The following is a 19532-nucleotide window of genomic DNA, read 5'->3' on the forward strand; positions in this document are numbered from 1 at the left end:
GGGACGGTGTGGGAGAGTAGGTCACCGCCGGACAATCTTTCACGAGGGGCCTCCACCACGCGGTGGGGGCCCTTCGTGCTTTCACCAGTACCACTTGCCACACGTCCTGGGCCTTCCGGGCCCCCGGAGGACCGGGGCTTGGGGGCGGGGTTTTATGAGAACGAGGGCTTCCGCTGTGGGCGGGGGCCCTTTTTGCGTTGCGGGTCCTTAGGCACGAGTCCTTAGGCACGGGTCTTAAGGGCTCTACCAGCACACCCAAAGGGCTCTACCGGCACCCATAGGAAGCGAAGACCACCTGGCCGACCGGGACCACGCCAGGCCCGGAAGCAACCCCCGGAAAAGCCAGCCCCAGAGAAATCCATCCAGGAAAGCCAACCCCCTGGACAGGCGGGGGCGGCGAACGAGAGCCAGGACACACGAGACCCCGGACAGCCAAGAAGCCCCGGCCCTCCCGGGCCGGGGCTTCTCCACCAACCGTTAAAAGCCGTTCGTCAGGGCGTGATAAAAAGACCGTCGCCCACGGTTCGCTCCGCGCCGTCCGAAGGCCGGTTCACGGGCTTGTGGCCGACGACCATCACGCTGGAGCCGCCACCGTCGAAGTTGATGGCCTGCTTGGCTCCCAGCCACCGCATCAGCTGGGCCGCCTCCACCATAGAGGCGCCGACGGCGACGCCCGGGTTGCGCCCGTCGACCGTGGCCAGGATCAGCCCGCCCGACCTGTCGATGCCGACCATCGTGCGCGGGTGGCGCCGGAGCATCATGTTGATCGAGGCGTGTCCGTCGGCCGCCGCGGTGATGCGCACCCGGCCGTTCCTGACCAGGCCGACCCCACCGCCCATGACGTGTGTCTGCGGGGTGAGCGGTATGGCCCGCTGCGTACGCAGGTCGATGACCTTGCTGTCCACCTTCATCCAGCTTCCCAGGCCGTGTTCCTGGAGCCAGACGGCCATGAGGCCGGTGCCGTGCAGCAGGTAGGTGCCCCGGGCGACGATGCCGCCTGCCTGGCGGACCTTGATGACCTTGTTCTGGGCCGCGTCGACGACGACCTCGATGCCGCCGTCGGCGGCCGTCTTGCCGCCGAACTCCTCGGTGTAGAGGACGAGCTCCTCGGCTCCGGCGGCCCGGTTGATGCCGTTGACCTCGATCTTCGCCCCGTCGGAGGAGATCGCGGTGACCGTGGTCCTCAGCTCGGTGATCCGCGCCTTGCGGCCCTCGGTGATGACGAGGCCACTGCGGCCCGGTACGGCCTCGCTGAGGAGCCTGCCGCCCACGACGGACACGCCGACCGGGTCGCCCTGCAGCGCCTTGGCCGTGTGGATGTTGAAGAAGCCGCCGTTGACCCCGGCGATGGCGCCGGTCAGCTTCGACATCGAGCTGGTGCTCTCGCGCTTGGCCACGCTCTTGCCGACGCTCGTCGTGAAGGAGCCCTTGAACGCCTTCGGGTCGACCATCAGCACGCGCATGTCCCAGGGGCCGGTGGTCTCGGTGCCGTCGTCACCGAGATAGTCGGTCTTGGCCCGGATGTCGAACTCCTTGAGCTCCTTCACGACCTTGTCGGCCTTGGCCCGCTGGCCGAACGACCACAGGCCGGTCCGGACCATGTAACGCTCCACGGCGGGGGCGTCCGAGGCGGCGGGCTGCACGATCCGCAGGATCTCGGGGACGAACCCCGCGGCCTCCACCGCCTGGGCCACCGTCTGCGCCGTGACAAGGGAACCGGCATCATGCCCGTTGGGCATAAGAACAGAAACTGTCCACCCTTGGGTAGATTTGCCGTGTTTCACACTAAAAAGGGTAATTCCCGGGGCGATGCCCTGCTGGTTCTTCACCGGCGCCATGCTCACGCCCAGCGGGAACGCGGAGGAGGGAAAGCCCGAACTCGCCTGCTCCGCCTGGGCGGGAATCGCCACGGTAGTGAGTGTCAGGGCTGTCAATCCGGCGACAAGGTGTCGCGACATGTGCATCTCTCCCCGTTGGTCTCCGACTTCGTGCACCATCGTGCCGAGATCTACGGGGCGGGGAGAGCGAAACGCGTGAAACATCCCAAGAAAGTGTCGTTACTCACGCGAGGCCGTGGGGCGGACGGGAGAGGCGGAGGGCAATTCGCGCGCCGGTGGAAATCCCGGCCCGGGGCGAAGGCCCTGGTCAATAAGGATTAGTCCCCGGCCGTTTCGTCACGTGGGAGAGAAAGCGGCGCTACGGTGCGGTAGGCCGCATTTCCTCAGATCAAGCGGCACATCTTTCCGAGAGGCAGCCGTCATGGGGCTGAGCGTTCTCATCGTGATCATCGCAAGCGTACTCCTGGGGGTCATCCTCGGGGCGATCCTGACGCGTCCGCGCCGCTGGGATCTCCACATCTGCGCCGATGACCCCGTCGATCACATCCGCATGGACGCCGCGTCCGACAGACGCGGTTAGTCCGGACACACATTCCAGGCACCCTCCAGGCACCGCCGGCCGGGGAGGTCCGGAAGAGATCCCGGGGTTCACGGGGGTTCGAGGAAGTCACCGCACGACTTCGGGGCACCGTACGACGCCGGGGGATCCTCGCGCGACAGACCGGGGGACGGGCCACGAGACACGGTCACCACCGAGAACGGTGACCGTGGGAAACGGTCGAACACCTGCGGGTCGTACGGAATCCAGGTTTCGTACGACCCGCGTCCCCGGTTCCGTCAGCCCACGCAGTGATACACCTTGCGCAGGGTCTCGTGGACGATCCAGACGGTCTTGGCGCCCTCGGCGAGCAGGCAGACCGACCCGGGGACGAGCTCCAGGGTGGCGCCGCCGTCGACCTCCAGCGTGGCGCGGCCGGACAGGACCACGAACATCTCGTCACGTTCCACATCGACGACCGTGCCCGGTGTGATCTCCCAGATGCCCCGGCTCTGCCTGCCGTCCGGCGAGGACCACAGCTCGATCGACGAGACGCGCGGGGAGCCCGCCAGGACCTGGTGGGGCTCCAGCTCGTCGGGTGACAGCCGTACGTCGTCGGTGGGGACGGAGAACGCCCCGGCGGCACTGACCATCCGGGCCAGGTCGGCGGTCTCGGGGACGAAGATCTCGGGCATGGGGACCTTTCAGGAACGGGGACTGTCTCTCCGGAAGGACTCCAGCGCCAGGAGGGCGACGTGGAGGGAGAGACAGGACTCGACATCGTCCAGATCGGTGTCGAGGACACGCTCCAGCCTACGGAGGCGGTCATAGAAGGCGGGCCTGGACAGGTGGGCCCGCTGGGCGGCGACGGCCTTGTTGCGGCCCGCGTCGAGATAGACCCGCAGGATCCTGGTGAGATCGCCGCCGCGCTGGGCGTCGTGGGCGAGCAGCGGCCCGAGCTCGCGCTCGGCGAAGGTCTGCAGCCGGGCGTCGTCGCGCAGAAGATGGAGCAGCCCCCTCAGGCGGAGGTCGGGCAGCCGGTAGAAGGGGCGTCCGTCGGGCTGCCTGACGGCCACGTCGGCGACCTGCTCGGCCTCCAGGAAACTTCTCCGTACGTCGCGGATCGACTCGACCACGGAACCGGCGGCGAGGACGAAGGGGATCGTGAAGGCCGCGCGCAGGTGGTCGGCGAGGGTGGTCAGCGCGGACTCGGGGAGGATGCGCGGCGGCAGGGGGAGCAGGACGCCGACCCGGTTCTGGTCCAGGGCGCCGACGAGGGCGGGCAGGCGGGCCTCGCGGCAGGCCGCGGCGGCGGCGTCCGCCAGCTCGCCGAGCTGGGCGAGCTGCTCCTGGCCCTCCAGCGGTTTCTCCGCGGACTCGGCCAGGCGGAGCACCACGCTGATGAGCTTGCGGCCGGTGAGCGACACACCGACCGCGCGGGCGCGTGCCGCGGCCTCCTCGGGGTCGGCGTACGCGTGGGTCAGGATCCCGGTGATGATCGTGCCGTGCGCCTGGCGTTCCAGTGACTCCTGGTGGCGCTCCAGCAGGCGGCCCAGGGCGAGGGTGGTCGCGGCGCGCTCGGCGAGGACGATGTCGCGCGGCTCGGGCTCCGTGTCGCAGAACATGACCAGACGGCCCCAGTCCTGGCCCCGCGCGCCGACCATGGTGACCAGCCAGCCGGAGGCGGCGTCGTAGGCGGTACGCAGGTCGGGTGCCACCGCGCGGGAGCGGGTCTCCCAGCCCGCCAGCAGCGAACCGGTGTCGCGTCCGGCGGTCTCGCAGGCCAGCACCTGGTGGGCGAGGTTCTCCAGCAGCGCGGGGCGCCCGGACAGCCGGGTGACCTGGCCGAGGACCTCCGCGGGGGAGGCGCCCTCGACCGACAGTTCGGTGAAGACCTCGTGCAGCTGCTCGGAGGCGCGGAGCTCCTCCAGCTGGATGTCGATGATCCGGGCGTGCACCGACTCGGTGATCTGCACGAACGGCGTCTCCCTGGCCAGGGTGACCAGGGGCAGGCCGTGATCCTCGGCGGCGCGGACCACGGCGCCGGGCAGCTCCCCGATGAACTTGCGGCCGAGTTCCACGATCAGCCCCGACGCGCCCACGGCGACCAGCTCGGCGATGTAGTCGGCGAGCTTGCCGGGGTCGTCGGGCAGGGCTATGCCGGTGGTGAGCACGAGCTCGCCGCCGCGCAGCAGGTGCGCGATGTCGGTCACCTCGCCCACGTGCACCCAGCGCACCCGGCTGTCCAGCCGGTCGGCTCCCGCCACGACCCGTGGATTGCCCCGGCGGACGGTATCCAGGGCGAGGACGTCGGCGACAGTAGGGAGCACCTGTCGAGAATATCCGATCAGCATGTAAGCGCGAGAGGGTCATACTTTACAGCCTGCTCACCCTTCCCCTTTCCCACCTGCCTTCTCCTCCATATCCCCCTGTTTTCCCGCTTTCCAATGGCGCCGGGCCGCTCGGCGCGGGTGCCTCAGCGGGTGCCTCGGACACGCCTGCCCGTGCCCGAGGCCGGTTCAGGCCCACCCCCGGCCGGGCCGTCCTGGCCCGGAGGTCGTACGACGACGTCGTCGCCGAACGCGGCGGCGAGCGCCTTCGCGATCACGTCGGGGAGCTCGGTCCGTCCGTCGTCCTCGGCCCAGCGCACCAACGCCGTGTGCAGGGCGGCGAGGCAGGCGCTGGCCGCCACCTGGGCGCGGAACGCCGTGTCGGGGTCGGCGGCGTCGTCCCCGAGGGCGTCGACGATCGCCCGCTGAAGGGCGTACTGGTTGTCCAGGTGCCTGGCCCGCAGGGCCGGGGTCGAGATCATGAGCCGGAGGCGGGCGAGCAGGAACCGCCTGCCCGTCGTGAGGTCGTCTCCGTGACCGCCGCCGGTCAACGTCGCGGCCGAGTCGATGAGCGCGTGGCCGATGCGGCGGACCAGGGGCTGCGCGGCGGACGAGGCGACGATCCGCTCGGCGACGAGCCGGTCGTTCTGGTCGACGAGGACGAGGTCCTCCTTCGTGGGGAAGTGGCGGTACAGGGTCATGGGGGACACGCCCGCGGTCTCGGCGACGTCGGTCACGGTCGTGGCGTCGTATCCGCGCTCGGTGAACAGCCGTACCGCGTGCGCCTGGATCATGCGCTGCGTCTCCGCTCGCCGCTGCGCTCGCAATGTTGAGTACTGGTCGGGCACGTGATAGACACTACCGCACTGGTAGTGACTACCAGGTTGGTAGCGACTAACACATTGGGGTGGCTGACATGGGTGATCTCACCGGCAGGACGGCTCTCGTGACCGGGGCGTCGCGTGGCATCGGGCAGGCGATCGCGCTCCGGCTGGCGGCGAAGGGGGCGATGGTCATCGTGCACTTCGGCACGGACAAGGACGGCGCGGCGGCGACGGTCGGCGAGATCGAACGCGCCGGTGGGGCCGCGCTCGCCGTCGGGGCGGAGCTGGGCGTGGACGGCGACGTCGAGACGCTCTTCGCGGGAGTCGAGACCGGCCTGGCCGGGCGGCCACTCGACATCCTCGTCAACAACGCGGCGGCCGCGCCCGCCGGTCCGCTCGGCGTCACGACCCGGGCGGAGTTCGACCACCTCTTCGCGGTGAACGTGCGAGCGCCGTACTTCATCATCCAGCGGGCGCTGCCGCTGCTTCGCGACGGTGGCCGCATCGTCACGATCTCGTCGGTGGCGACCCGGATGGCCAACCCCGCCCAGACGTCCTTCGCCATGACGAAGGGCGCGGTCGAGACGATGAGCATGACCATGGCCAACGAGCTCGGGGTCCGGGGGATCACGGTGAACGCGGTCGCTCCCGGCGCCACCCGGACGGCGACCAACGGATCGGCCTTCGAGGCGCCGGGCCTGGCCGAGTTCATCACCGGGGCGACGGCGCTCGACCGCCTGGGCGGGCCCGGCGACGTCGCCGACGTGGTCGCCTTCCTGGCCTCCGACGCCGCGCGCTGGATCACCGGTCAGGTCATCGACGCGAGCGGTGGCCTGTTCCTCGGGCCGCGCGCCTGATCGCAGGCCGGAGGGACGCGCCGCCGGAGCCGTCGCGGCGGGGTGACGGCAGCGGTACGGCTGTCGGCACCGGTCACGTCCGGTCCCTGGCGCCCGGCCGGATCGGCGGTACGGACCACGTGGCCGGGCACCGCCTCGGCCTCTGGGCGCGGATGCCCTGAGCCCCGGGCGGGAAGGGGGGTGCCCACCAGGCCAGATGGTCGTCCGGCGCGCGAGATGATATTCAGGACGGCGGGGTTCGTTCCGTTTTCGTGGCCCTAGGATTACTTCACCTTTTACGGCCGAGGGACGCGATGGTGGACATGGTTGAGACCGCCGGCACGGTGCGGGGCAGGGCCACGAAGGGCGCTTCCGGCGAGGAGGAGCTGGATCTCCGCCAGCTCCTGGCGGGCCTGACCGCGGTGCGCGACGGCGACTTCGGCACGCATCTGCCCGAGGACGGCGACGGGCTGCTGCAGGAGATCGCCACCGTCTTCAACGGGATGGTGGACCAGCTGTCGCTGTTCACCTCCGAGGTGACCCGGGTGGCCCGCGAGGTGGGCACCGAGGGGCAGCTGGGCGGGCAGGCCGAGGTGCCGGGCGTCTCCGGCACCTGGAAGGACCTGACCGACTCGGTGAACGCGATGGCGGGCAACCTCACCGACCAGGTGCGTGACATCGCCCAGGTGGCCACCGCGGTCGCCACCGGCGACCTGTCGCAGAAGATCACCGTGGATGTGCGCGGTGAGATCCTGGAGCTGAAGAACACGCTGAACACGATGGTGGACCAGCTGTCGTCGTTCGCCGACGAGGTCACCCGCGTGGCGCGCGAGGTGGGCACCGACGGCAGGCTGGGCGGCCAGGCGGAGGTGACCGGCGTCGCCGGTACCTGGCGCGACCTCACCGACTCCGTCAACTTCATGGCGGGCAACCTCACCGACCAGGTGCGCAGCATCGCGCAGGTCACCACGGCCGTCGCCAAGGGCGACCTGTCGCAGAAGATCACCGTGGACGCCCGGGGCGAGATCCTGGAGCTGAAGAACACCATCAACACGATGGTGGACCAGCTGTCGTCGTTCGCCGACGAGGTCACCCGCGTGGCGCGTGAGGTCGGCACCGACGGCAGGCTGGGCGGGCAGGCCGACGTCAAGGGCGTCTCGGGCACCTGGCGCGACCTCACCGACTCCGTCAACTACATGGCGGGCAACCTCACCGACCAGGTGCGCAACATCTCGCAGGTGGCCACCGCCGTCGCCAGGGGCGACCTGTCGCAGAAGATCACGGTCTCGGCGCGGGGTGAGATCCTGGAGCTGAAGAACACGCTGAACACGATGGTGGACCAGCTGTCGTCGTTCGCCGACGAGGTCACCCGCGTGGCGCGTGAGGTCGGCACCGACGGCAGGCTGGGTGGGCAGGCCGACGTCAAGGGCGTCTCGGGCACCTGGAAGGCGCTGACCGAGTCGGTGAACGTGATGGCCGACAACCTCACCGCCCAGGTACGCAGCATCGCGCAGGTCACCACGGCGGTGGCCAAGGGCGACCTGTCGCAGAAGATCCGGGTCGACGCCCGAGGCGAGATCATGGAGCTGAAGGAGACCATCAACACGATGGTCGACCAGCTCTCCGCGTTCGCCGACGAGGTGACGCGGGTGGCGCGTGAGGTCGGCACCGAGGGCAACCTCGGCGGCCAGGCCACCGTGCGAGGGGTCTCCGGTACGTGGAAGGACCTCACCGACAACGTCAACTCGATGGCGAACAACCTGACCAGCCAGGTGCGCAGCATCGCGCAGGTCACCACGGCCGTCGCCCGGGGCGACCTGTCACAGAAGATCACCGTTGAGGCCAAGGGCGAGGTCGCCGCGCTCGCCCAGACCATCAACACGATGGTCGACACGCTGAGCGCGTTCGCCGACGAGGTGACCCGGGTGGCCCGCGAGGTCGGCACCGAGGGCGAGCTGGGCGGCCAGGCGCGCGTGCCCAACGTGGCCGGTACGTGGAAGGACCTCACCGACAACGTCAACTCGATGGCCAACAACCTGACCAACCAGGTGCGCAACATCGCGCAGGTCACCACGGCCGTCGCGCAGGGCGACCTGACCAAGAAGATCGACGTCGACGCCCGGGGCGAGATCCTGGAGCTGAAGACCACGATCAACACGATGGTCGACCAGCTGTCGTCGTTCGCCGCGGAGGTCACCCGGGTGGCGCGCGAGGTCGGCAGCGAGGGGCGGCTGGGCGGCCAGGCCGAGGTCGAGGGCGTGTCCGGCACCTGGAAGCGGCTGACGGAGAACGTCAACGAGCTGGCCGGAAACCTCACGCGCCAGGTGCGGGCCATCGCCGAGGTGACCAGCGCGGTGACCTCGGGCGACCTCACCCGCTCGATCACCGTCGACGCCTCGGGCGAGGTGGCCGAGCTCAAGGACAACATCAACTCCATGGTGAAGTCGCTGCGCGAGACCACCCTGGCCAACCAGGAGCAGGACTGGCTCAAGTCGAACCTGGCCCGCATCTCCGGGCTGATGCAGGGCCACCGCGACCTCGCCGTCGTGGCCGAGCTGGTGATGAACGAGCTGGCCCCGCTGGTCTCGGCCCAGCACGGCACGTTCCTGCTCGCGGAGGAGCAGCCGGACGGCTCCGAGCTGCGGGTGGTCGGCTGCTACGGCCACCGGGAGACCGGCCGCCGCCACTTCTTCGGCGACTCCCTGGTGGGACAGGCCGCCGTGGCCAAGCGGTCCATCCTGGTCGAGGACATCGCCGCCGGATATATCACCATCTCCTCAAGTCTGGGAGCGGCCGGTCCGGTCAACCTCATCGTGCTGCCGATCATCGTCGAGGACCAGGTGCTCGGGGTGATCGAGCTGGCCAGCCTCAACCGCTTCACCCAGGTGCACCGGGCCTTCCTGGAGCAGCTGGTGGAGACCATCGGCGTCAACGTCAACACGATCGTCGCCAACGCCCGTACCGACTCCCTGCTCACCGAGTCGCAGCGCCTCGCGACCGAGCTGCAGGTGGGGCAGGAGGAGCTGCAGCGCTCCAACGCCGAGCTGGAGGAGAAGGCGGAGCTGCTGGTCCGGCAGAACCACGACATCGAGACGAAGAACAGGGAGATCGAGCAGGCGCGGCAGGAGCTGGAGGACCGGGCCAAGCAGCTCGCGCTGGCCTCCAAGTACAAGAGCGAGTTCCTGGCCAACATGAGCCACGAGCTGCGCACCCCGCTCAACTCGCTGCTCATCCTGGCCCAGCTGCTGGCGCAGAACCCGGCCCGCAACCTCACCGCCAAGCAGGTGGAGTACGCCAACGTCATCCACTCGGCGGGCACCGACCTGCTCCAGCTGATCAACGACATCCTCGACCTGTCGAAGATCGAGGCGGGCAAGATGAACATCAGCCTGGAGCCGCTGCCGCTGCGGCAGCTCCTGGACTACGTCGAGGCCACCTTCCGCCCGCTGACCACGGAGAAGGGGTTGCGGTTCGACGTCGTGGTCGCCTCCGACGTGCCCGAGGAGCTGCTCATGGACGAGCAGCGGCTCAGGCAGGTGCTGCGGAACCTGCTCTCCAACGCGGTGAAGTTCACCGAGAGGGGCTCGGTCGAGCTTCGCATCGAGCGGATGGGCGTGATGAACCTGCCCGGGGCGTACGGGCAGGAGGCGCTCGCCTTCCAGGTCGTCGACACCGGCATCGGCATCGCCGAGGAGAACCTCTCCCAGATCTTCGACGCCTTCCAGCAGGCCGACGGCACGACCAGCCGCAAGTACGGCGGCACCGGGCTGGGGCTGTCCATCAGCCGTGAGATCGCCGCGCTCTTCAACGGCGAGATCCGGGCGGTCAGCGCCCTGGGCTCGGGCAGCACCTTCAGCCTCTACCTGCCGATCGCCGACCTCACCCCTGGCGCCTCCCGCGCGGGCACCGGGAGGGGCGCGCTCTCCGCGTCCCCGCCGGTCCTCCCGGCGCTTCCCGCTCCGGCGCCCGTACCTCTCCAGGAGCGGTTCCCCGGGGCCGAGGGGCGGCGCCTGCTCGTCGTGGAGTCGCGGCCCAACGGGCTGCTGTCGCAGCTGGCCGAGAGCGTCGTGGCCGACCTGCCGGAGACGCACGGCCCGGTCCAGGTGTCGACCGCCAACGACCCGGTCTCCGCGCTGGAGATCTTGGGGGCGGACGACCACCACTGCATCGTGCTCGACCTGGGCATGCGCCAGGACGCGGCGGCCGACTTCCTGCGCATGCTGGACGACGACCCGGTCCTGCGCGGGCTGCCGGTGCTCGCCCACCACACCCGCACGCTCACCCGGCCGCAGGAGAACCTCCTCAAGGGGCGGTCCAACACCCAGCCGCTGGAGCGCCTGCCCAGCCTCGACGAGCTGCGCGAGCGCATCACCCTGCACCTGTCGGCGCCGGAGCCCGGTGACGTGCTGCCCCTGGTGCAGCCCAGTCCCGACGAGCGGCCCCAGCCGGTGGAGGAGGCGGACGCCGTGCTGATGGACAGGAAGGTCCTGGTCATCGACGACGACGTCCGCAACGTCTTCGCGCTGACCAACATCCTGGAGCTGCACGGCATGCAGGTCCTCTACGCGGAGAACGGCCGCAAGGGCATCGAGATCCTGTCGCGCAACGAGGACATCGACCTGGTCCTGATGGACATCATGATGCCGGAGATGGACGGCTACGCCGCGACCGCCGCGATCCGCAAGATGGCCGACTTCGCGGACCTGCCGATCATCGCGGTGACCGCCAAGGCCATGCAGGGCGACCGGGAGAAGACCCTGTCCGCGGGGGCCAGCGACTACGTCACCAAACCCGTCGACGCCCAGGAGCTGCTCCGCCGCATCCAGCGGTGGCTGGAGATCTAGGACGGATCCGGGATCTCAGCGCGGGGCGCCGTCGCCGGGAGGTTCGCCGGGTGTGACTCCGCGCGCCTCAGGCGGGCCTCCAGGCCGTCGAGGAAGCAGGTGAGGCCGAACTCGAAGTTGAGCGCCCTGGCGGTGTCGACGTCCATGCACCGGTACTCGGCGTAGCGGGCGAGCAGCTCGGGATGGTCCGCCGCGGCCTTCTCCAGCACCGGCTGGATGGCCGCGTTCAGCTCGTTGGAGTCGAGGCCCGCCTCCTCGCGGATGGACCGCCAGGAGAGCTCGGGCGCGGTGACCCCGAGCACGTAGGCCATGAGCGTGGAGGCGGCGTAGTCCTGGTCGAGGCCGCGGAACCCGGCGTGCTCGAAGGTGGCGACGAGCCCGCTCATCATCCGCATCGCGTTGGGGCCGATGGCCGGGGTCGTCCCGATGTAGCCGATGACCCAGGGGTGCCTGAAGAGCGCCTGGCGGATGCCGTACGCGAAGGAGGAGGCGGCGTTGCGCCAGGTGGTCTTCCGGACGTCCAGGACGCCGAACTCGCCGTAGACCTCGTCGAGGACCAGTTCGAGTAGCTCGTTCTTGTTGGCCACGTGCCAGTAGACGCTGGTCGTCCCCGAGCCGAGCTTGGCGCCCAGGCGGCGCATGCTCAGCGCGTCCAGCCCCTCGGCGTCGAGCAACTCCATCGCGGCGCGCACGATCTGCGCGCGGCTGAGGGCGGGACTCTTCGCGGTGCGCTGCTCGCGTGTCCAGACGGAGCTGAAGTGCTGTTTCACATCCCCAGCATAAATCCGATGACACACTGTTCGAGATTATCGTACAGTGTGCGAGTGGAATCGAACACTGTACGAGTCGAACGCGATCCGAGGCGCTGGTGGATCCTCGGAGTGCTCTGCCTGAGCCTGTTGGTCCTCGTGGTGGACAACACCGTCCTGAACCTGGCGATCCCCGCCCTCATGGTCGACCTGGGGGCCAGCCCGGCGGACATCCAGTGGATCATCGACGCCTACGTCCTGGTCTTCGCCGGTTTGCTGCTCACCTCGGGCAGCCTGTCCGACCGCTACGGCCGCAAACGCTTTCTGATCATCGGCCTGGTGCTGTTCGGCGGCGCCTCGCTGGTCGCCGTGCTGGTCACCGAGCCCTGGCACCTGATCGGCGCCCGCGCGCTGATGGGCGTCGGCGGCTCCATCCTGATGCCGAGCACCCTGTCGATCCTGATCACCGTCTTCGACGAGGAGGAGCGCCGTAAGGCGATCGCCGCGTGGAGCGCGGTGGCGATGGTCGGCGTGATCGCCGGTCCGACGCTGGGAGGTTTCCTGCTCGAACACTACTGGTGGGGATCGATCTTCCTGCTCAACGTGCCGGTCGCGGTCGTCGCCGTGATCGCGGCGGCGCTGCTGATGCCCGAGTCGCGCGGCCCGGTGAGAAGGCTCGACCCGGCCGGTGTGGTGCTGTCCACGGTCGGCATGAGCGCCCTGGTCTACGTGGTGATCTCCGCGCCGACCGCGGGCTGGACCTCGGCGGAGTCGCTGGTCGCCGCCGGGGTGGCGGTGGTCGCGCTGACGACGTTCGTGATCTGGGAGCTCAGGTCGGAGCACCCGATGCTCCCGCTCGAACTGTTCCGCAACCGGAACTTCAGCGGGGCGTCGTTCTCGATCGTGCTGATGTCGTTCGGCACGGGCGCGCTGCTGCTGATGCTCACCCAGTACCTGCAGTTCGTGCTGGCCTACGGTCCCATGCAGGCGGGTTTCGCGCTGCTGCCGTACGCGGTGGCCGCCGCGCTGTTCAACGGGGTCGGCGCCGGTCTGGGACAGCGGGTCAGCAACCGGGTGCTGGTCGCCGTCGGCCTCACCGTGATGGCCGGGGGTTTCGGGGTGCTCGCCTTCATGACCGCCGACACCGGGTACGGCCTGCTGATCAGCGGCCTCATGCTCATGGGGATCGGCGGGGGCCTGGCGGGGCCCGCGGCCTACACGACGCTGATGGGGGCGGTGCCGCCCGCGCACGCGGGTGTCGGGTCGGCGCTCAACGACACCGTCCAGCAGGTCGGTATGGCGCTGAGCATCGCCGTGCTCGGCAGCGTGCTGGCCGGGGTCTACACCTCGTCGATGCCCGCCGACGCCCCGGCCGCCGCGCGCGAGTCGATCGGGGGGGCGCTGCAGCTGGGGGACGCGGGGGTGATCGGGACCGCGCGTGAGGCGTTCGTCTCGGCCATGTCGTTCGGCTCCTGGGTGGGGGTCGGCTTCACCCTGGCCGCCGCCACGCTGGCGTTCCTGGTGCTGCGTCCCACACCCGCCCCCGGGGCCGTCGCGGACGCGGGCCTGGTGAAGGCGGAGAGCTGAGAGGTCGGCCCGTGGTGGCCGATCCGCTTTGCGCGGGTCGGCCATCGGCGTCACGCGCCTGAACAGCGGGTGACCCGGGGGGAACGGCGCGAGGACCGTACGAGCCCGAAATTATTCATGTATTTCAGGTTGCTTTGATAGGAAATATGGGCGATGCTGGGTTTCGCAAAGCTTCACGACTAGCCGAGCTCGGGCGGGGAACCTGGGGGGTGCTCCGTCCGACCATCCTGTGCGGCTCGCGCCATCCGTCGCGTGGCGCGAGCCGCACAGGCTTCGTCGCGTGGCGCGGGCCGCACGGGCCCTCCGGGGAGGGCGGGACCTGACAGTGTGATGGGTTCGGCGAGAATATCCGACATGTTGCGGGTATGAGGCGATGACCCCGAGAGGCGATACTCGATGTATGTCGGACCTCCTGGCGCGTCATCGCGCGGTAATGCCCAACTGGCTGCCCCTTTACTACGACGAGCCCATCGAGATCGTCTCGGGTAAGGGCAACCGGGTCGTCGACGCGTCGGGCAAGAGCTACCTCGACTTCTTCGCGGGCATCCTGACCAACATGATCGGGTACGACGTGCCCGAGGTGCGGGAGGCCGTCGAGCGGCAGATCGCCACCGGCGTGGTACACACCTCCACGCTCTACCTGCTGCGCGGCCAGGTCGAGCTGGCCGAGAAGATCGCCAGGCTCTCCGGCATCCCGGACGCGAAGGTCTTCTTCACCAACTCCGGCACCGAGGCGAACGAGACCGCGCTGCTGCTGGCGACCTACGCGCGCAGGTCCGACCAGGTGCTCGCCATGCGGCAGAGCTACCACGGCCGCTCCTTCGGCACGGTCGGCGTCACGAGCAACCGCGCGTGGAAGAACAACTCGCTGTCGCCGCTGAACGTCCACTTCCTGCACGGCTCCGACCGGCACCTCGCCCAGTTCCGCGGTCTGTCCGACGACGGCTACATCGCGGCCTGCGTCGACGACCTGCGCCACGTGCTCTCCACCGCCGTCTCCAGCGACGTGGCGGCGCTGATCGCCGAGCCGATCCAGGGGGTCGGCGGCTTCACCATGGCCCCCGACGGGCTGTTCGCCGCCTACAAGGAGGTCCTCGACACCGAGGGCATCCTGTTCATCTCCGACGAGGTGCAGACCGGCTGGGGGCGCACCGGCTCCGCCTTCTTCGGCATCCAGAACCACGGCGTCACCCCCGACATGATGACCTTCGCCAAGGGACTGGGCAACGGCTTCGCGGTGGGCGGCGTCGTCGCCCGCGGCGACCTGATGGACAACCTCCACGCCGTCGGGCTCGCCACCTTCGGCGGCAACCCGATCTCCATGGCCGCCGCCAACGCCACCCTGGACTACGTCCTCGACCACGACCTGCAGGCGAACGCCGCCAGGACCGGCACCCTGATCATCGACGGGCTCCGCGAGGCGTCGCCGCGCCTGCCGATCGTCGGCGACGTCCGGGGCAAGGGCCTGATGTTCGCCGTCGAGCTCGTCGACCCGGCCACCGGCGAGCCCTCACCGGCCCTCGCCGCCCGGTTCATGGAGGAGACCAGGAAGTCCGGCCTGCTCGCGGGCAAGGGCGGCCTGAAGGGCAACGTGCTCCGGATGGCCCCGCCGCTCACCCTCACCCCCGACGAGGCCGCCGAGGGACTCGGGATCATCGTCGGCGCGCTCGAAACCGTCAACGCCGAGGTCGCCTCGTGAAGAACGTCACCCACTGGATCGGCGGCGGACCCGTCGAGGGCTCCGGCCGTACCTCGGAGATCTTCGACCCCGCGACCGGGGAGGTCGCCGGGCGGGTCCACCTCGCCTCAGCGGACGAGGTCGACGCGGCCGTGGCCGCCGCCGTCGCGGCCTGGCCCGCGTGGCGGGACGCCTCGCTGGTCAGGCGCTCGCAGGTGCTGTTCCGCTTCCGCGAGCTGATGTACGCCAACCGCGACGAGCTCGCCCGGCTCATCTCCGAGGAGCACGGCAAGGTCCACTCCGACGCGCTGGGCGAGGTCGCCAGGGGCCTGGAGGTCGTGGAGTTCGCCTGCGGTATCCCGCACCTGCTCAAGGGCGGTTTCTCCGAGGGCGTCTCCACCCGGGTCGACTCCTACTCGATCCGGCAGCCGCTGGGCGTCGTCGCCGGGATCACCCCGTTCAACTTCCCGGCCATGGTGCCGATGTGGATGTTCCCGATCGCGATCGCCGCGGGCAACGCCTTCGTCCTCAAGCCGTCGGAGAAGGACCCCTCGGCGTCGCTGCTGATGGCCTCGCTCTGGAAGGAGGCCGGGCTGCCCGACGGCGTCTTCGGCGTCGTCCAGGGGGACAAGGTGGCGGTGGACCGGCTGCTGGAGCACCCGGACGTGCGCGCGGTCTCGTTCGTCGGGTCCACGCCCATCGCCAGGTACGTCTACGAGACCGGCACCTCCCACGGCAAGCGGGTCCAGGCGCTCGGTGGCGCCAAGAACCACATGCTGGTCCTGCCCGACGCCGACCTCGACCTCGTCGCCGACGCCGCGGTGTCGGCCGGTTTCGGCTCGGCGGGGGAGCGCTGCATGGCGATCTCCGTCGTGCTGGCCGTGGACCCGGTCGGGGACGAGCTGGTCGACAAGATCGTCTCCAGGGTCTCCGCGCTGACCGTCGGCCCCGGCGACGACCCGGCCGCCCAGATGGGGCCCCTGGTCACCGGGGTCCACCGCGACAAGGTCGTCTCCTACCTCGACCTGGGCGTCTCCGAGGGCGCGAAGCTCGTCGTGGACGGCCGCCTCACCTCCGTCCTGGGCGGCGGCACCGCCCGGGAGACCCCCGGCTTCTGGCTGGGCCCCACGGTCCTCGACCACGTGCCCGCCGGTTCCCGGGTCCACCGGGAGGAGATCTTCGGCCCGGTCCTGTCGGTCGTCCGCGTCTCCTCGTACGAGGAGGGCCTGGAACTGATCAACGGCGGCGAGTTCGGCAACGGCACCGCGATCTTCACCAACGACGGCGGCGCGGCCCGCCGTTTCCAGAACGAGGTGGAGGTCGGCATGATCGGCATCAACGTGCCGATCCCGGTGCCGATGGCCTTCTACAGCTTCGGCGGCTGGAAGGCCTCACTCTTCGGTGACACCCACGTTCACGGCACCGAGGGCGTGCACTTCTACACCCGGGGCAAGGTCGTCACCTCCCGGTGGCTCGACCCCAGTCACGGGGGCGTCAACCTCGGCTTCCCGACCAACGGGTAGCCTCCAACCCGCGAGGCCCGCGTCCCTCCTGCCGGGGCGCGGGCCTCGCGTACTCTCCGGCTCCGGGTGCCGCGTGTTCACCGGGCCCCGGAGGGCGGGCGCGGGCCGGTAGGCTCCCGGGCAGGTCGGTGGCGACGTCGGGAGGAAACCTCGTGGGCCTCGTGGGCAGGGACAGGCTCCGCCGGGCGCGCCTCGGAGCGCTGCTGGGAGCGAGCGCGCTGGCACTCGCCGCCTGCGCCCAGGCGGGCGCCGCGAGCACGGCGCGGCAGGTGCGCGGCCCCTCGCCCTCCTCCGTGGTGACACCCACCGCGAGCCCGAGCCCGAGGCCGACGCCGACGCCGTCGGCGTCCATCGGCAAGGGCGAGGGCGCGCTCCAGGTGCTCACCTTCGAGGGGTACGTCGAGTACGGCGGGACCAGCTCCCGGGTCAACTGGCTCGCGCCCTTCGAACGGGAGACCGGCTGCGTCGTCAAGCTCGACCGGGTCCGCACGAGCGAGGAGATGGCCGCCAGGTTCGCCACCGGCGCCTACGACGCCGTCTCGCCCGCCCCCGACCTGGCCGGGCTGCTGGTGGCGCAGGGGAAGGTGGCGCCGCTCGACACGGCGCTGGTCGAGGACTACCGGAAGATCCCCAAGCGCCTGCGCGAGCTGCCCGGCCTGCGCGAGGACGGCAGGGTCTACGGCATCCCCTACCTGTGGGGGGTCAACCGGGTGGTCTACGAGGAGGGCAGGCCCGAGGGGCCGTCGGCGCTCTACGGCACGTCTCCCGCGGCGATCAGGAACAGCCCACTGAGCATCGCCGACGCCGCGCTCGCCCTCGGCGGGAACCGTTCCGGGCCGGAGGCCGAGGACCCGTTCCAGCTCACCTCCGCCCAGCTCGACGCCGCCATGAGGCTCCTCGCCGAGGGCGACGGCCCCGACCGGGTCTACTGGGACGACTCGCTCGACCTGGTCAGGGCCCTGTCGGCGGGGCCGGTGCGGATCGCCCAGGCCCTCCCGTACCACCTGGACCTCTTCCGGCGCGCGGGCCGGCCGATGAGGGCGCTGGAGGGGGTGCCGACGACCGGGTGGGTCGACGCGTGGATGCTCGCGGCCAAGCCCGCCAGCCCGAACTGCGCCTACCGGTGGCTGAACTGGATGAGCTCGGCGCCGGCGCAGCGCCCCGCCTCGGCCTGGACCGGGCTCGCCCCGGCCAACCCGGAGGCGTGTGGCGGTCACGCCCGCCGGATGTGTGAGGTGTACCACGTGCGCGACGACCGGTGGCTGCGCGACGTCGTCTTCGCCACCCGCCCGACGCGCGACTGCGGGGGCCGGGGCGGACAGTGCGCCGACTACGCCGAGTGGACGGAGCGCTGGAAGCGGCTCCTGAGGTGACCGGTTCCCCGCGGGTCCGGGCCTGACGGGCCGCTCCCTCCTCCGTTGTGCCCGTGTGGCCGCGCTTTTCGTTGTCTTGATCGCTTTTGGCGATGGATTCGGTGGGAAAATCATGGCCTCTCTATCGACTGGTTGACCAGTCAGTGGGTAGGCTACCCGCCATGAGAATCCTTCTTGTTGGAGCGGGCGGCGTCGGTTCCGCCGTCGTGCCGATCGCCGCACGCCGAGATTTCTTCGAACACATCGTGGTCGCCGACTCCCAACAGGACCGGGCCGCCGCCGTGGTGGCCAGGATCGCGGACCCCCGCTTCAGCGCCATCGGGCTGGACGCCTCAGACCGGGCGGCGGTCGAGGCCGCCCTCGCCGAGCATCGCTGCGACGTGCTCTTCAACGCGGTGGACCCCCGCTTCACCATGTCCCTGTTCGAGGCGGCGCTCAACGCCGGGGCCGGCTACCTCGACATGGCGATGTCGCTGTCGCGGCCCCACCCGCGCAGGCCGTACGAGCTGACCGGGGTGAAGCTCGGCGACGAGCAGTTCGCCCTCGGTGAGGCCTGGCGGCGGAAGGGCGGGCTGGCGCTGGTCGGGATGGGGGTGGAGCCGGGGCTGGCCGACGTGTTCGCGCGCTACGCCGCCGAGCACCTGTTCGAGAGCATCGAGGAGATCGGCATTCGTGACGGCTCCAACCTGGTGGTCGACGGCTACGACTTCGCGCCGACGTTCTCCATCTGGACGACCATCGAGGAGTGCCTCAACCCTCCGGTGATCTGGGAGAACGGCGACTGGCACACCACCGAGCCGTTCAGCGAGCCCGAGATGTTCGACTTCCCCGAGGGGATCGGGCCGGTCGAGTGCGTCAACGTCGAGCACGAGGAGGTGCTCCTCGTGCCCCGCTACATCGACGCCAAGCGGGTGACGTTCAAGTACGGCCTGGGTGAGGAGTTCATCGGGGTCCTGAAGACCCTGCACAAGCTCGGCCTGGACAACGCGGACAAGATCAAGGTGGGCGGCGTCGAGGCCTCACCGCGCGACATGGTCGCGGCCAGCCTCCCCGACCCGGCCACGCTCGGCGACCGGATGCGGGGCAAGACCTGCGCCGGGACCTGGGTGAAGGGCGTGGGCAAGGACGGCGCCCCGCGCGAGGTCTACCTCTACCACGTGGTCGACAACGAGTGGTCGATGCGGGAGTACGGCTGCCAGGCCGTGGTCTGGCAGACGGCCGTGCACCCGGTGGTCGCCCTGGAGCTGCTGGCCACCGGCGCCTGGTCGGGCAGCGGGGTGCTCGGCCCCGAGGCGTTCGACGCGGTGCCCTTCCTGGAGCTGCTCAACGCCTACGGCTCGCCGTGGGGCATGCGCGACGAGAGCACCACGACGCTCCTGTCCGCCTGACGGCTTTCTCGGCTTACTTCGTAA

13 protein-coding genes are annotated in these 19532 nt (G+C 70.1%); 8 read left to right on the top strand and 5 right to left on the bottom strand.

Annotated elements, in window-relative coordinates; all coding sequences use genetic code 11:
* Positions 1-491: 491 nt before the first annotated feature.
* A complete protein-coding gene (locus ACW9TB_RS31515) occupies positions 492-1739 on the bottom strand; it encodes a phosphodiester glycosidase family protein (protein ID WP_472751734.1) in 1248 nt (415 codons plus the stop codon).
* A 541-nt stretch (positions 1740-2280) separates the two neighbouring features.
* Here ACW9TB_RS31515 and ACW9TB_RS31520 point away from each other — a divergent pair.
* Positions 2281-2418: a hypothetical protein gene (locus tag ACW9TB_RS31520; RefSeq protein ID WP_472751735.1), complete on the top strand. Its 138-nt coding sequence runs from the start codon at positions 2281-2283 to the stop codon at positions 2416-2418.
* Positions 2419-2675: 257 nt separating this feature from the next.
* Here ACW9TB_RS31520 and ACW9TB_RS31525 read toward each other — a convergent pair whose 3' ends face one another.
* The 3 genes from ACW9TB_RS31525 to ACW9TB_RS31535 form a co-directional block, all read right to left on the bottom strand.
* Positions 2676-3071 carry a cupin domain-containing protein gene (locus ACW9TB_RS31525; RefSeq protein WP_472751736.1) on the bottom strand — a complete coding sequence of 132 codons (396 nt, stop codon included), beginning with the start codon at positions 3069-3071 and terminating at the stop codon, positions 2676-2678.
* 9 nt (positions 3072-3080) lie between these two features.
* Positions 3081-4706: a PucR family transcriptional regulator gene (locus ACW9TB_RS31530; RefSeq protein WP_472751737.1), complete on the bottom strand. Its 1626-nt coding sequence runs from the start codon at positions 4704-4706 to the stop codon at positions 3081-3083.
* A gap of 146 nt (positions 4707-4852) precedes the next feature.
* Positions 4853-5500, bottom strand: coding sequence for a TetR/AcrR family transcriptional regulator (locus tag ACW9TB_RS31535; RefSeq protein ID WP_472751738.1), 648 nt, complete (start codon positions 5498-5500; stop codon positions 4853-4855).
* A gap of 122 nt (positions 5501-5622) precedes the next feature.
* Between ACW9TB_RS31535 and ACW9TB_RS31540 the strand changes: the two genes are divergently transcribed.
* Both ACW9TB_RS31540 and ACW9TB_RS31545 read left to right on the top strand, forming a co-directional pair.
* Positions 5623-6387 (top strand): SDR family oxidoreductase, encoded by a 765-nt coding sequence (locus tag ACW9TB_RS31540; protein ID WP_472751739.1) that lies wholly within the window; start codon positions 5623-5625, stop codon positions 6385-6387.
* 302 nt (positions 6388-6689) lie between these two features.
* A complete protein-coding gene (locus ACW9TB_RS31545; protein WP_472751740.1) occupies positions 6690-11210 on the top strand; it encodes a hybrid sensor histidine kinase/response regulator in 4521 nt (1506 codons plus the stop codon).
* Here ACW9TB_RS31545 and ACW9TB_RS31550 read toward each other — a convergent pair.
* Positions 11207-11980, bottom strand: coding sequence for a TetR/AcrR family transcriptional regulator C-terminal domain-containing protein (locus ACW9TB_RS31550; RefSeq protein ID WP_472751741.1), 774 nt, complete (start codon positions 11978-11980; stop codon positions 11207-11209). The two genes, ACW9TB_RS31545 and ACW9TB_RS31550, sit on opposite strands and share 4 nt — an antisense overlap.
* 54 nt (positions 11981-12034) lie before the next feature.
* Between ACW9TB_RS31550 and ACW9TB_RS31555 the strand changes: the two genes are divergently transcribed.
* From ACW9TB_RS31555 to ACW9TB_RS31575, 5 genes are all read left to right on the top strand, one after another.
* Positions 12035-13546, top strand: a complete 1512-nt coding sequence (locus ACW9TB_RS31555) for an MFS transporter (RefSeq protein WP_472751742.1) — start codon at positions 12035-12037, stop codon at positions 13544-13546.
* 400 nt (positions 13547-13946) lie between these two features.
* Positions 13947-15245: an aspartate aminotransferase family protein gene (locus ACW9TB_RS31560; RefSeq protein WP_472751743.1), complete on the top strand. Its 1299-nt coding sequence runs from the start codon at positions 13947-13949 to the stop codon at positions 15243-15245.
* On the top strand, positions 15242-16747 hold the full coding sequence (locus tag ACW9TB_RS31565) for a CoA-acylating methylmalonate-semialdehyde dehydrogenase (RefSeq protein ID WP_472751744.1): 1506 nt from the start codon (positions 15242-15244) through the stop codon (positions 16745-16747). Before ACW9TB_RS31560 ends, ACW9TB_RS31565 begins: the two co-directional genes overlap by 4 nt.
* Before the next feature lie 152 nt (positions 16748-16899).
* Complete coding sequence (locus ACW9TB_RS31570) at positions 16900-18120, top strand: type 2 periplasmic-binding domain-containing protein (RefSeq protein ID WP_472751745.1); 1221 nt, start codon at positions 16900-16902, stop codon at positions 18118-18120.
* Positions 18121-18281: 161 nt separating this feature from the next.
* Positions 18282-19508, top strand: coding sequence for a saccharopine dehydrogenase family protein (locus ACW9TB_RS31575; RefSeq protein ID WP_472751746.1), 1227 nt, complete (start codon positions 18282-18284; stop codon positions 19506-19508).
* Positions 19509-19532 lie beyond the last annotated feature (24 nt).

The organism is Streptosporangium sp. H13245, from assembly GCF_055690525.1.